Here is a 13,607-nt window from a genome sequence, read left to right on the forward strand (position 1 = left end):
ATGTTAGAAAAATTTATCAGGCGACCAGTGTTGTCGCTGGTCATCTCTTTGGTTTTTGTTCTCCTGGGTGTGCTCGCATTGTTCACATTGCCCGTGACCCAGTACCCCGATATCGTTCCACCCTCCGTAGTGGTGACCGCCAATTATAATGGCGCCAACGCCGATGTATGTACGAAAGCCGTTGCCATTCCCCTGGAACGCGCCATCAACGGCGTGCCTGGCATGACCTATATGAACAGCGTCAGCAGCAATAACGGCGTTACCCTCATTCAGGTCTTCTTCGAAGTAGGCACAGACCCGGACCAGGCCGCGGTGAACGTGCAAAACCGCGTAACCACCGTACTGGACGAGCTTCCCGAAGAAGTGATCAAGGCTGGTGTGACCACAGAAAAAGAAGTGAACTCCATGTTGCTCTACCTCAATATCATGAGTGAAGACAGGAATGTGGACGAAGAATTCATTTACAACTTTACGGACATCAATATCCTGCAGGAGCTGAAACGTATCAATGGCGTGGGTTTCGTGGATATCATGGGCGCACGCGACTACTCAATGCGCGTATGGCTGAAACCCGACAAACTCCTCGCCTACAATATCTCCACCGAAGAGATCATCACTGCATTACGCAACCAGAACATTGAAGCAGCGCCAGGCGTTACCGGAGAGAACTCGGGAAAAGATAAACAGGCCAAGCAATACGTACTCAAATACACCGGCAAATTCAATACACCGGAACAGTACAAAGATGTGGTCCTTCGCGCGGACGATGATGGCTCCATCCTGCGCCTCCGCGATATAGCAGATGTGGAATTCGGCACCGTGAGCTACGATATGGTGAGCTTCACGGATGGCAGCCCCTCTGCCAGTATCATGATCAAGCAGCGCCCCGGATCCAATGCCCGCGACGTTATTGCCGAGATCAAATCGAAAATGGAAGAGCTGAAAGAGACCAGCTTCCCGCCCGGAATGGTGTACAACTACGCCTACGATGTAAGCCGCTTCCTGGATGCCAGTATCAGTAAAGTATTGACCACATTGATGGAAGCATTCATACTTGTATTCATCGTTGTGTTCATTTTCCTCCAGGATTTCAGGAGTACGCTGATCCCTGCACTGGCAGTACCAGTGGCATTGATCGGTACACTGGCATTCATGCAAATGTTCGGTTTCTCCATCAATATCCTTACACTATTTGCTTTGGTGCTGGCCATCGGAATTGTGGTGGACAATGCAATTGTGGTGGTGGAAGCCGTGCACGTGAAGATGAGTGAACACCATCTGGGAGCAATGGATGCTACCCTGGCCGCCATGAAAGAAATTGGCAGTGCGGTAGTGGCTATCACCCTGGTGATGTCGGCCGTATTTGTACCGGTGGCATTCCTTTCCGGACCTGTGGGTGTTTTCTATCGCCAGTTCTCACTCACGCTCGCCATTGCCATCGTGATCTCGGGTGTGAACGCACTAACGCTTACGCCTGCACTCTGCGCGCTATTGCTCAAACATCCATCGCCCTCCAAAAAGAAAAACCTGTTGCAACGCTTCTATACCGTATTCAACAAAGGTTACGATGGCGCCGAAAGGAAATTCGGAAGAACAGTCAACCGCATTGCAGGCCGCCGCGCTATCACCCTCGCCATGCTGGCGGTTTTCTTTGTGGCTATCTGGGGAAGCGCAAAACTCCTGCCCTCAGGTTTCATTCCGGCGGAAGACCAATGTATGGTATACGTGAATGTGACTACGCCTCCCGGCTCCACCGTTGAGCGTACAGAAGAAGTTTTACATGCCGTTCAGCGTGCATTGCAGCCTGAGAAGACCATCGAGAATATCAGCACACTGGCCGGTTATAGCCTGATGAGCGATATCTCCGGCGCTTCTTACGGTATGGCCATGATCAATCTGTCGGAGTGGGATAAACGAAAAGAAAGCATCCCGGAGCTAATTACACGCTTCAGGGAAAAAACGGCACATATTTCCGATGCCAGTATCGAATACTTCGAGCCACCTACTGTACCGGGCTTCGGTAATGCCGGAGGTTTCGAGTTGCGCTTACTGAACAAGAACCGGAATACAGACCTGGCGCAAATGGCAGCGGTGAGCGAAAAGTTCCTCAATGCACTCACGGACCATCCGGTGATCGGTAACGCCACTACCAGCTTCGATCCCAATTTTCCGCAGTTCCTCATTCATGTGGACCAGGAGATGGCAGCCAAACAAGGCGTGACCATAGACAATGCGATGAGCACCCTGCAAACCCTGCTCGGCAGTTACTATGCCACCAACTTCATCCGTTTCGACCAGATGTACAAAGTGATGTTGCAGGCATTGCCGCAGTACCGCGCCAACCCGGAAGATGTGCTCAGTCTTTATGTGAAAAACAACAAAGGGGAAATGGTGCCCTTTTCCAATTTCATCAGGATGGAAAAAGTGTACGGACCTGAGCAGATCTCACGCTTCAATATGTACACGGCTGCCATGATCAATGGTGATGCCGCTCCCGGCTTTACCAGCGGAGAGGCCATTACCAGCATTCAGCAGGTGGCCGATTCTTTGTTACCGAAAGGCTATAGTTTTGAATGGAGCGGTATGACGCGGGAACAGATCCTTTCCGGTAATGAAGCCATCTGGATCTTCCTGATCTGTCTGCTTTTCGTATACCTGGTACTGGCAGCCCAATATGAAAGTTTTCTGTTACCCCTTGCCGTTATATTAAGTCTTCCGGCCGGTATTGCAGGAGCCTTCTTCTTCCTGCTGATCACAGGGCTGGAGAACAATATTTACGCGCAGGTGGCGCTGATCATGCTGATCGGATTGCTGGGTAAGAATGCGATCCTCATCGTGGAAGTGGCCATACAGAAAAGGAAACACGGCATGAGCGTGCTGGAAGCCGCGCGTGAAGGCGCGGTGAGCAGGCTTCGCCCGATACTCATGACCAGCTTCGCATTCATTGCAGGCCTGATCCCGCTTTGTATCGCGAAGGGCGCCGGCGCAATGGGCAACCACTCCATCGGTATCGCATCAGCCGGAGGTATGCTGGTGGGCACTATTGCCGGTATCTTCCTGGTGCCCGGTTTGTTTGTGCTTTTCCAAAAGTCGAAAAGAAAAAAGAAAAAGAAAACTGTAGCAGCAGCGTAAAAAAACTCTAATGACAAGATCATCTAATCATATCGTATCTCATCGTGCACTTACATATTTGTGCATGGGCGCGGTGGTTTCGCTCGCTCTATTTCAGAGCGGGTGCAAGGTGGCGCAGCCGGACCCGGTTCCCGTGGTAAAACAGCTCCCGGAGCAGTTTTCGGGCTTCACAAGCCAACAGGACTCTGGCCGTTTGGTTTTCAGGGAACTGTTTCCTGATCAGCAACTGATCGCATTCATCGATTCTGCATTGAAGAACAATGCCGATCTCAATATCGCTTACCAGCGTATCAGGGTGGCGCATGCGCAGCTCGCCAACAGGCGCAGGGCTTTGCTGCCTTCCGTGGATGCACGCATCGCCGCCAGTGCAGATCGTTATGGCGATTACACCCTCAATGGCGTTGGCAATTTCGATACCAATCTTTCTCCCAATATCGATAAAAACCAACAGATCCCGGTGAATCCAACCACCGACTACTTCGTTGGCCTGCAAAGTAGTTGGGAGATCGATCTCTGGGGCAAACTGAGCACACTCCGCAAAGCAGCACAATCCGATCTGCTGGCACAGGAACAGGCCAGGCGTGTATTGGTCACCGGCATTGTATCTGTAATTGCCCAGGGTTATTTTGAACTGATCAGCCTGGATAATGAGATCAGTATCGTTCGCCGGAATATCACTTTACAGGAAGAGGCCGTGGAGATAGTGAAAGCGCAGAAAGCAGGTGGCCGGGCAACGGAGCTGGCCGTTCAGCAATTTGAAGCGCAGTTGCTCAATACCCGCGCCATCGAGCAACAGTTGCTGCAACAAAGGGTGCAGACGCAAAATCAAATGAACTCAGTAGCGGGCATGTACACTCGAAATATACCGCGAGCCTCCTTGCTGCCATCTGGCATTCCAGCATTACAGGCAGGAATACCATCAACCCTCCTGCTTAAAAGACCAGATATCATGCAGGCGGAATTCCAAATGCAATCCGCATCGCTGAATGTGAAAGCGGCCAGGGCGGCCTTCTTCCCATCGCTGGTGATCAGTCCTTATATCGCCTTGAATGCTTTTACCCCCACACTGCTATTCAATGCCGGATCAGTGGCCTGGGGCGCAGCGGGCTCGCTTACTGCCCCATTACTTAACCGCCGGCAAATACAAACGGATTTTGTGATTGCCAATGCTGCCAATAAGGAAATGGTGTTCAACTACCAGCAAAAACTGGTAGAAGCATTCAATGAAGTAAGCACAAATATCAGCGCTGTTCAGCAGTCGCAGAATGCCTATAACATGAAAGCACAGGAAGTACAGGAATTACAGGCCGCAGTACAAACTGCCAGGGAGCTGTATTTGACGGGATATGCCAATTATATGGAAGTGATCACCGCACAGAAGAATATGCTGGAAGCGGAATTACAAATGGTGATTCAGAAGAATGAGATCTTTGCATCGCTGATCAAGTTATATGCTTCCCTGGGAGGTGGATGGGAGTAATCCGATAACAGGGGCAGTTAGAGCATGGCTGCATTCCTGCGGCCATGCTTTCTTAAGATTATACCTTGATCGTTGCCAGGAAAGTCATATATGAACCCAATAGCGGGTAGCAGGGGAAGATTCATTCAGTAATTTCTTTCGAAACTCCTATATTTGTTGCGCCTCGGTTCTTAAACGTCAAATCAGCCTCCTTTCTATTGACGGATTACGATTTGTTTTTTATGTATGCCGCACCAGAATTACTGGTTTAGCTACAGATAATGTGCAGCTTTTCTCGATTCTCGGATTTTTTAGTTATTCAGTTTTATTCAAGTTTAAGCAAGCCTTTGTTAGTTAACTTTTAAAATTTAACGTTATGAAGCTTTCTGAATTTATTCTGTTAAATGAAGGGGATAAAAAATCCATCGTAATGAGCAATGCAGTGGTTTTGGCCCAGAGAACTTATCCTGACTGTATCGTTTTCCTCTTTCAGCTGGATCATTATTATGTAGAGGCTTATTGCAACAAGTCTAACCACAGTATCGAAGAGTACCGGATATTGCCAGACACCAATGCAATAAGCCATTACCTGGAAGCCATCGAGGTTAGTGATTTGATCAAATGAATAGATCCTAATGCAGCTGCCTTCCAGGTTTTGAACCTGGAAGGCAGTTTATTTTTTTCAAAACTGATAAAAAAGGGTTATCTTCCATTCGTTAATTTGAGCCTCGCATTAGTATTCATTAATTACATTGCCTAGTTTTCTGCATTATAGTTAGTTTCTTACTTCTTGCCTTACTCGAAATTTTTAATCAATTTAATTTTTAAAATGAACATTTTTGTTTCAAACTTAAGCTTCGACGTGCAGGATGAAGATCTGAAAGATTTTTTTACTCCTTATGGAGAAGTAACATCAGCCAGGGTTATTACTGACAGGGAAACTGGCAGGTCAAGAGGTTTTGGATTTGTAGAAATGCCTGATGAAGCCGCTTCTAAAAAAGCGATTGCGGACCTTGATGGCGCTTCTGTTGAAAACAGGACTATCAGTGTATCAATTGCCAAACCAAAGGAAGACAGATCTTCCCGTGGCGGTGACCGCAATTTCAATAATGGAAATAGTTATAATAAGAATAGATACTAAATTCATTCCGCTTGATCTTCAAAGCCCCGAAAGGGGCTTTTCTGTTTCAGTATATTAGTACGCCATTTTATTGTACAGCACTGCAGGCAGATCATCAAAAATACACTTGGCTTATTGCAGTCGAATTCTGTACATAATTACTGCTTGTTGGCAAATACAGTTCTTCCCTTTCGTAAAATTCCAACAGACTTTACAGGTAACAGGGGGACTATAAAGCTTCTGTTGCAGAAACTACCCAATCCAATTCTATTTTGATGTTGCCTGATTTCTGAACTTTTTTCAATAGTTTGCAACCAGTACTCTGTCCAAACTGAACGGCATTTGACCGAAGCCCTGCCCCATAACGAAAAAGAGCTGTTTCAAAGGATCGCATCCGGAGAAGAACAAGCTTTTACGCTCCTCTTTTTAGCGTACAGCAAATTGCTGTACCCATTTGTGTCGGAATTGCTGGGCTCTCCCGTTCAGGCAGAGGAAATGGTCCAGCAGACCTTTCTGAATATCTGGCTGAAACGCGATAAACTCCGCGAAGTGGAACACCCCCGTGCCTATATCTTCCGTATTGCAGCGAATGAATGTTATATGAGCCTGCGCAAAAAGATCCTCGCCAGGAATTATCTGCAGCAATTACCGGAACAGACTGAATCCGGCGAACATCCTATCGCACAATTAAGCTTACAGGAAGTAAAAGGACTGATCGGCGAAGCGGTTACTCAATTGCCTCAAACTCAAAGACAGGTATTTTGTCTAAGCCGCGAACAACAGTTATCTGTGAATGAGATCGCGGAGCAATTGGAACTTTCCCCTCAAACTGTCAAGAACAATCTGACCAAGGCCCTGAAGCAGATCCGTCTTCACCTGGAACAATCGGGCTACCCCATTCCCGTTATCATCGGCACTTCTATCCTTCTCCAATAAATTTTTTTGAAAAATGGAGGTACTATTCCATTTTTCGCGCATCCTATATTCCACAATCCTATTTTCATGGACCAGGAAAGGATCAAATACCTGCTGCAACAATTCAAAAAACACCAGCTGACTACTGCCGAAGACCAGGAGCTGCAATCCCTGTTCAGCGATGAAGCTTCTGCGGACCTGGTCCGTAGTACCCTGGAATCCTTGATGGAGCAGCTTTCCATGCCGGGGCAGACAACTGCACAGCCCGATTGGGAGCTCAAAGCTGAACAAATACTGGCTACAGACAGAGTGCCGGCAGTCGCTCGCGTCCCCGCGAGTGACTTATATTCCGTCGCCTCCGGCGACACTGCGCTCGCCGGAGGCGAGCAAAAAGCCGTCACTCGCGGGGACGCGAGCGACTGGTCCCTGAGTAAATATCGCAAACTCATATTCAGAACAGTAGCCGCAGCCGCTTTATTGGTCTGCATTTCAATGGCCGCCTGGTTCTTATTAAGTCGTGGAGAAAAAGCGCCAACGGAAAGTATAGCCATGAAAGAAACGCCACCCGTCAGCATCACACCGGGTATGAATGGTGCTATCCTTACACTGGACGATAATTCACAGCTGTCTCTTGACAGTGCGGGCAATGGCCTCATCGCAGACCAGCAGGGGGCTAAAGTGGTATTGCAGAACGGTGCGCTCGTGTACGAAGGAAAAGAAGCAAAGGCCGTGGCCTGGAACCGGATGTCTACTCCAAGGGGAAGACAATTCCATCTTACACTTTCAGATGGCACACACGTATGGCTGAATGCCGCCAGCAGTATCCGCTACCCCACCAGCTTCCAGGGGAAAACAAGAAAAGTGGAAATCAGTGGGGAAGTGTATTTCGAAGTGGCGAAACAAACAAACAGTCCTTTCATCGTGAGTATGCGAAATGGCAACAGCGTGGAAGTGCTGGGCACCAGTTTCAACCTGAATACTTATGAGGACGAAAAAAACATCCGCGCCACTCTCCTGGAAGGCAGTGTACGTGTGACTTCCGGCAGCTCTAATCCAGTGGTCCTGGAACCAGGCCAGCAGGCGGAAATGGGAACAGAATGGATCCACGTACATGCAGCCGATATACAGAAAGTGATGGCCTGGAAAAATGGCGTCTTCGATTTCGAAGGAGCCGGACTGGATGAAGTGATGCGCCAACTCAGCCGCTGGTATGATGTGGAAGTGATCTATGAAAAGAACATTGTACCCAATATAAAATTCGGTGGAAAGATGAGCAGGAACATGCAGTTCGAAAATATGCTGAAAGCACTGGAGATGTCGAAGGTAAATGTAAAACTAGACAACCGGAAGCTCATCATTCAGCCTTAGTGGCCTTGAATAAAACCAAAGCCTTTTCCTTACTATTGATCAATCACCTTTTCCTGTGGATATAATAACAAAGCCGGAAGTGTTTGCACCACTCCCGGCGGTTGTTCAGTAAAACAAAATAGAGTCGAACCTATTCTTTCACCAAACACTGCAATTTATGCAAAAAACTGCTGCGCCGGCCCCGGCCTTTATACCGGGACTGGCAACATCAGCCACGCAGGGTATTTCCCGTGTGCAACCACAGGCAATGCCCTACGGGCTTACAGCGCAACTGCTGCGAATTATGAGATTGACCACATTATTCATTCTGGCTGCCTGTTTGAGCGTGTCTGCCAGCACTTCCTCGCAGACCATCACCCTCAAAGGCAAAGATCTTCCCATGAAGAAGATCTTTGCCAGCATCGAAGAACAGACCGGCTATGTTGTGTTCTACAACCAGGGACTCCTGGCAAATACACACCCGGTAACGGTTTCAGCTTCAGCTATGCCACTGGACAAATTCATGGGCATGGTGCTGAAAGACCAACCCCTCCTTTTCATGATCAGCGATAAAACAATCGTTCTATCCGAAAAGATCATCATCAGCAAGACTGTAGCTGAACCTGTTCTGCCTCCGGTAGACATTTCAGGCACCATCCGCAATGCAGCCGGCGATCCCCTGGCCGGTGTGAGCATCACCATCAAAGGCAGTTCCACCGGCACCACCACCGCTGCCAATGGCACTTTCACCATGAACAATATTCCGGAAGATGCCATATTACAGGTTTCCATCGTGGGATATGAATCGATGGAGATCGCTATCAGAAAAACGAATAATGGACATACAGCACAAACCACCGATAAGAAACAGGCAAGACAATTATCCATCGGCGCTGGCAATCAGCTAACGCTCAACATCACACTGAATGCGCAGGTACTGGACCTGAATGAAGTGGTAGTAACAGGTTACGCCACACAACAACGCCGTGCAATTACCGGTTCCATCTCACGCGTACGAGCAAAGGATATCGAAAAGATGCCCGTGCAAACACTCGATGCAGCCATCCAGGGCAGGATGCCTGGCGTGCAGATCCAGAGCCAGAGCGGTATTCCGGGTGGCGCTATCAAAGTGGAGATCCGCGGACAGGGTTCCATCACGGCAGGCACCAACCCGCTTTACATTGTGGATGGCATTCCCATAAACTCGGATAATTCCACCACTACCGTAAGTTCCAACCCGCTGGCCGTGATCAATCCAAAAGATATCGAAAGCATTGAAGTATTGAAAGATGCTGCCGCTGCTTCTGTGTATGGCGCACAGGCAGGCAATGGTGTGGTGCTCATCACTACAAAAAAAGGAACAGCAGGCGCCACCAGGTTCAACCTCACGCTGCAAACGGGTTTCGTGAAACCCATCAACCTGATGCCGCTCATGAACACACAGCAATACCTCGGTGGCCGCATCGAAGCGATGATGAATGCAAATCCAACACGCGATTACGCATGGGCCAAAACACAGGTGCTCACGCAATCCAAATTGCCCACTACCATGACGGATGAGGAAATGGCCGCACTGCCCACGTACGACTGGCACCGCGCTGTTTACCAAACGGGAAAATCCAACAAGGCTGATTTCTCCGCAGCCGGCGGCAGTGGCAAAACCACTTATCGTATTTCAGGTTCTTACGAGAACACTACAGGAAGCATCGTAGCATCAAAATTCAAACGAGGTACAGTGAACCTCTTCCTCAACAGCCAGATCAGCAACAAACTCAGCTTCAGCGGTAATATCAATCTTACCAGCATCAAACAAAACGGTCCCTCTGGTGGTGCAGGCTCCAGCACACTCTTCTCCTCTCCTGCCTACGCCGGCCCGATGATGCTACCCTTCATTCCCATTTACAAGGAAGATGGAACGCTTAACTATAATTACAATGGCTTCCCCGGCATCTTTACACAGAATCCTGTACACACATCTACACTGAATGACCAGGAAGACAAAACAGCCGGACTCCTCGCCAATCTGCAGCTGCAATACAAAATCATCAAAGGGCTTACCTACAAAACCACTGTTGGCCTCGATTACCGGAATATCCAGGGACGCCGTTATGTTGATCCCCGCACACAGGAAGGCTATGTAAAAAGAGGTGTGCTCAACACTTACCAGCAAACACCGAAGTCTTTCGCCAATACACATACGCTGAACTATCAACGTACTTTTAACGACAAGCATGACATAAACCTGATAGCAGGTGGTGAATACCGCTCCTTCGAAAGTGAAAGTAATTCCGTAAGCGGTGAGGGTTTCCCGAATTTTGAATTCAGGCAAATGCAATCCGCTGCCCTGATCACCGGCGCATCCGGAAGCTGGACGGGCGTTAAACGAATGGGCACATTCTTCCAGGCCAACTGGTTCGGATCACAACGCTATATGGCCAGCGCCATCATCCGTTATGATGGCAGCAGCCGCTTCGGCACCAACAATATGTTCGGATGGTTCCCCGCTATTTCAGTTGGCTGGGATATGGCGCAGGAAGACTTCCTCAATAAATATAACTGGATCGATCAGCTGAAACTGCGCACAGGTTATGGCGAAACCGGTAATGACCAGATCGGCAATTTCGTTTCCCGTTCCCTCTTCGGCGGCGGCATCACCTACAACAATGAACCAGGTATCCAGCCCAATTCACTCGGCAATGCCAACCTGCGCTGGGAACGCAATGCTACCATCAATATCGGTCTCGATTTCTCATTTCTCCAACGCAGGATCTTTGGTTCCGTGGAAGTATACAAACGCACCAGCAAGGACCTGCTGCTCAGTCAACCTGTTCCCTGGATTGCAGGGTATGAAGAGATCTACAACAACGTAGGTGAAGTAGTGAACAAAGGACTGGAACTGGAGCTCGGTGTACACCTGGTGAAGTCTTCAGATTTCAACTGGGTATCCAATTTCAATATCTCTTTCCTGAACAACAAAGTGACCAAACTCTACGATACGCTGCAGGAACTGCCCGGCGATCCCAGTGTGCGTGTGGGCTATTCACTCAAGACCAATTTCTACACCCAGTATGCAGGCGTGAACTCCGCTACCGGAAGGCCGCTGTTCTACGACAATGCTGGCAATCTCTCCTACACTCCGCCTGCACAAACCGCCAATGCCTATACGCCTTTTGGAAGAGGAAATCAGCTCTCCGATTATTATGGCGGATGGAACAACACTTTCAACTACAAAGGATTTGAACTCGGCATCTTCTTCCAGTACGATTTCGGAAGAGAACTGTACAACAACCAGAGCCGCAATATGGCGCGCAAAGGCGATATGAATATCAATGGCATCCTCTGGTATTATGATAACCGCTGGACCACACCCGGACAGATCACTTCCGTACCGCGCAGCATCAACAATGCAGCAGAAGTGAATTCCGCCCGCGGAGACCTGGCCTCCACACGCTGGCTCGAAGATGCAAGCTATATCCGTCTGAAGAGCATCAACTTTTCGTACAGGCTTCCCCGTAAGCCCGTTGAAAAACTGGGCATGCAGGAGATCTCCGTATTTGCACAATGCCTGAACGTTCATACCTGGACCAAATGGTCTGGCTATGATCCTGAATTCTATCTCGACGGAGATAATTACACTACCTATACAGGTCTGATCCCGCAAACCAGGTCATTTCAATTTGGTATCACCGCAAAATTCTAACACATGGTTTCCACAACATCACTATATAAGATCCTGGCGGCCTGCTTCATCGGAAGCACGCTGTTCTCCTGCAAGAAAATGCTGGAGCTGAACCCCAAACAATCGATCGATTCCGGTATCGCTCTCAATACCGAACAGGGTGTGAACGCCGCAACCACAGGCATTTATTCGCGACTGCAAAGCTCCAACCAGTACGGCCGGAACTATTACGCCATTGCAGAAGCGCTTGCAGATAACGTATACCATTCCGGTAACTCATCACAACTGGCCAATGAATGCAGCAATGCGCCGGGCTCACATTTCACCAACTGGCAATCCTGTTACTACGCCATCAATCAATCCAACCTCGTGCTGGATGCATTGAAAACACTGCCTGCAAATCAGCTCTACAAAGATGGCATCGCTGCACAGGTGTATTTTCTCCGTGCACTTTTCTATCATGATCTCGCACGTACACAGGCATACGACCCCACGGCCATCTACGCTCCCGCCAATAAAGGCGGTGTGCCCATCGTTACCAATGGTGTGAATGATATCGATGAGATCAGCTTCGAAGCCCGGGCAAGCATTCCCGATGTATATAAAAGGATCTATGATGATCTCGACAGTTCCTATGCCTGCTTCAACCGCAACAATGCACAAACAAGCATCCACAAAGCCACCAAATCCGCTGTGGTTGCACTTTACACACGTGTTGCCCTGTATAACGGAGATTATCAAAAAGCGGTGGACAAAGCCACGGAATCACTCACACTCAGTGGCAGTAAGTTCATGAGTAATGCCAATTATATGAGTGGATGGAGAGCCGAAGTAAACCCTGAATCCATCTTCGAAATAAAATTCAATGTGAGTGAAAATTTGGGCAGCGACAATTCCCTCAGGGGCATGTTCACTACCCGTGCATTCCTTACCGATGTTACTGCAAGTATTCATGGTGTGATAGTAGCTAAACAATCCTTCTATGATCTTATGCCCGCCGGCGATGTTCGTAAAGGTCTGTACATGTTTGGACTGGGCGCCAACTCGGCCAAACTGGAATGCACCAAGTATATCTCGAAGAATAAAGTGGCCAACCTGGACAATATTCCGGTGATCCGTGTATCCGAAGTGTATCTCAACCGTGCGGAAGCTGCTTACAAAACCGGTACACCTGCCGGTGAGGCACAGGCGCTGGATGACCTGAATACTATCCGACAACGTGCCGGCTTAACCGCAGTAAGCCTCAGCGGCCAGGCCCTGCTGGATGAGATCCTGCTGCAACGCAGACTGGAACTGGCGTTTGAAGGGCATCGATTCTTCGACCTGAAAAGGAATGGCATGGACATTATCAAGGAAACTGGCGATATCCTTTTTACCGACTACCGCATATTGCCCCGCATCCCCATCCGGGAAGTGAATGCCAACAGTAAACTCGAACAGAATGAAGGGTACAAATGATCACCAGACAAAAAATCATTACATGAAAAAGATCACTCAAATCATTACGATGCTGGTGATGATGTTATCACTCAGCTCCTGTTTCAAGAACTATGATGAGCGCTATCAATATACTGCGCCCACTATCGAATTTGAAAATGCCGTTTCTGTAAGCAAAGCCGCCGGCAAGAACTATCCCATCCTGCCCACCAAACAAAAACCGTCGAGCGGGGTGGTGAAATACAGGGTAAATTTCTTCGGAACACAACCCACTGAAGATGTAACATTATCATTCCGCGTAGTCAGCAGTGAAAGCACAGCCGTGGAAGGAACCGATTACCATTTGCCAAATGGCACTACATTTACAGTGAGCAAGGGAACCAGTTTCGGTTATGTGGAAGTGGAAGCCCTGAACACCATGGCCGGCACACCACTGTTGGTACTGGAGTTAACAGGGACCGAAAAAGTGAAGACAGCCGACCTGTACAAAACCATCGGAATCTCCTTTGCACCTTAAC

At 48.7% G+C, this 13,607-nt stretch carries 9 protein-coding genes; all 9 read left to right on the forward strand.

The genetic code is table 11. The features are described 5' to 3' along the window. The 9 genes from D9Y29_RS02270 to D9Y29_RS02310 all read left to right on the forward strand — a co-directional run bounded on the left by D9Y29_RS02270 (position 1) and on the right by D9Y29_RS02310 (position 13,606). On the forward strand, positions 1–3,132 hold the full coding sequence (locus D9Y29_RS02270; protein WP_127124809.1) for an efflux RND transporter permease subunit: 3,132 nt from the start codon (positions 1–3) through the stop codon (positions 3,130–3,132). A 10-nt stretch (positions 3,133–3,142) separates the two neighbouring features. Beyond that, complete coding sequence (locus D9Y29_RS02275; protein WP_127124810.1) at positions 3,143–4,612, forward strand: efflux transporter outer membrane subunit; 1,470 nt, start codon at positions 3,143–3,145, stop codon at positions 4,610–4,612. A 355-nt stretch (positions 4,613–4,967) separates the two neighbouring features. Next, the gene (locus D9Y29_RS02280; protein WP_127124811.1) at positions 4,968–5,216 is read left to right on the forward strand and encodes a hypothetical protein; all 249 of its coding nucleotides are present in this window, start codon (positions 4,968–4,970) and stop codon (positions 5,214–5,216) included. A gap of 204 nt (positions 5,217–5,420) precedes the next feature. Next, positions 5,421–5,732 carry an RNA recognition motif domain-containing protein gene (locus D9Y29_RS02285; protein ID WP_127124812.1) on the forward strand — a complete coding sequence of 104 codons (312 nt, stop codon included), beginning with the start codon at positions 5,421–5,423 and terminating at the stop codon, positions 5,730–5,732. 321 nt (positions 5,733–6,053) lie between these two features. Beyond that, positions 6,054–6,647 carry an RNA polymerase sigma factor gene (locus tag D9Y29_RS02290; protein ID WP_164735204.1) on the forward strand — a complete coding sequence of 198 codons (594 nt, stop codon included), beginning with the start codon at positions 6,054–6,056 and terminating at the stop codon, positions 6,645–6,647. Between the two features lie 66 nt (positions 6,648–6,713). After that, positions 6,714–7,994 (forward strand): FecR domain-containing protein, encoded by a 1,281-nt coding sequence (locus tag D9Y29_RS02295; RefSeq protein WP_127124814.1) that lies wholly within the window; start codon positions 6,714–6,716, stop codon positions 7,992–7,994. Between the two features lie 157 nt (positions 7,995–8,151). Continuing rightward, the gene (locus D9Y29_RS02300; RefSeq protein WP_127124815.1) at positions 8,152–11,673 is read left to right on the forward strand and encodes a SusC/RagA family TonB-linked outer membrane protein; all 3,522 of its coding nucleotides are present in this window, start codon (positions 8,152–8,154) and stop codon (positions 11,671–11,673) included. A 3-nt stretch (positions 11,674–11,676) separates the two neighbouring features. Then, positions 11,677–13,110, forward strand: a complete 1,434-nt coding sequence (locus D9Y29_RS02305; RefSeq protein ID WP_127124816.1) for a RagB/SusD family nutrient uptake outer membrane protein — start codon at positions 11,677–11,679, stop codon at positions 13,108–13,110. 22 nt (positions 13,111–13,132) lie between these two features. After that, positions 13,133–13,606, forward strand: a complete 474-nt coding sequence (locus tag D9Y29_RS02310; protein ID WP_127124817.1) for a hypothetical protein — start codon at positions 13,133–13,135, stop codon at positions 13,604–13,606. Position 13,607: the final 1 nt, after the last annotated feature.

The organism is Pseudoflavitalea rhizosphaerae (assembly GCF_003991355.1).
GTDB classification, from domain to species: Bacteria; Bacteroidota; Bacteroidia; order Chitinophagales; family Chitinophagaceae; genus Pseudobacter; species Pseudobacter rhizosphaerae.

Coding starts and splice junctions, on each gene's coding strand:
- D9Y29_RS02305 (WP_127124816.1), top strand. CDS start 11,677: ATGGTTTCCACAACATCACTATATAAGATCCTGGCGGCCTGCTTCATC.
- D9Y29_RS02300 (WP_127124815.1), top strand. CDS start 8,152: ATGCAAAAAACTGCTGCGCCGGCCCCGGCCTTTATACCGGGACTGGCA.
- D9Y29_RS02310 (WP_127124817.1), top strand. CDS start 13,133: ATGAAAAAGATCACTCAAATCATTACGATGCTGGTGATGATGTTATCA.
- D9Y29_RS02295 (WP_127124814.1), top strand. CDS start 6,714: ATGGACCAGGAAAGGATCAAATACCTGCTGCAACAATTCAAAAAACAC.
- D9Y29_RS02275 (WP_127124810.1), top strand. CDS start 3,143: ATGACAAGATCATCTAATCATATCGTATCTCATCGTGCACTTACATAT.
- D9Y29_RS02280 (WP_127124811.1), top strand. CDS start 4,968: ATGAAGCTTTCTGAATTTATTCTGTTAAATGAAGGGGATAAAAAATCC.
- D9Y29_RS02285 (WP_127124812.1), top strand. CDS start 5,421: ATGAACATTTTTGTTTCAAACTTAAGCTTCGACGTGCAGGATGAAGAT.
- D9Y29_RS02270 (WP_127124809.1), top strand. CDS start 1: ATGTTAGAAAAATTTATCAGGCGACCAGTGTTGTCGCTGGTCATCTCT.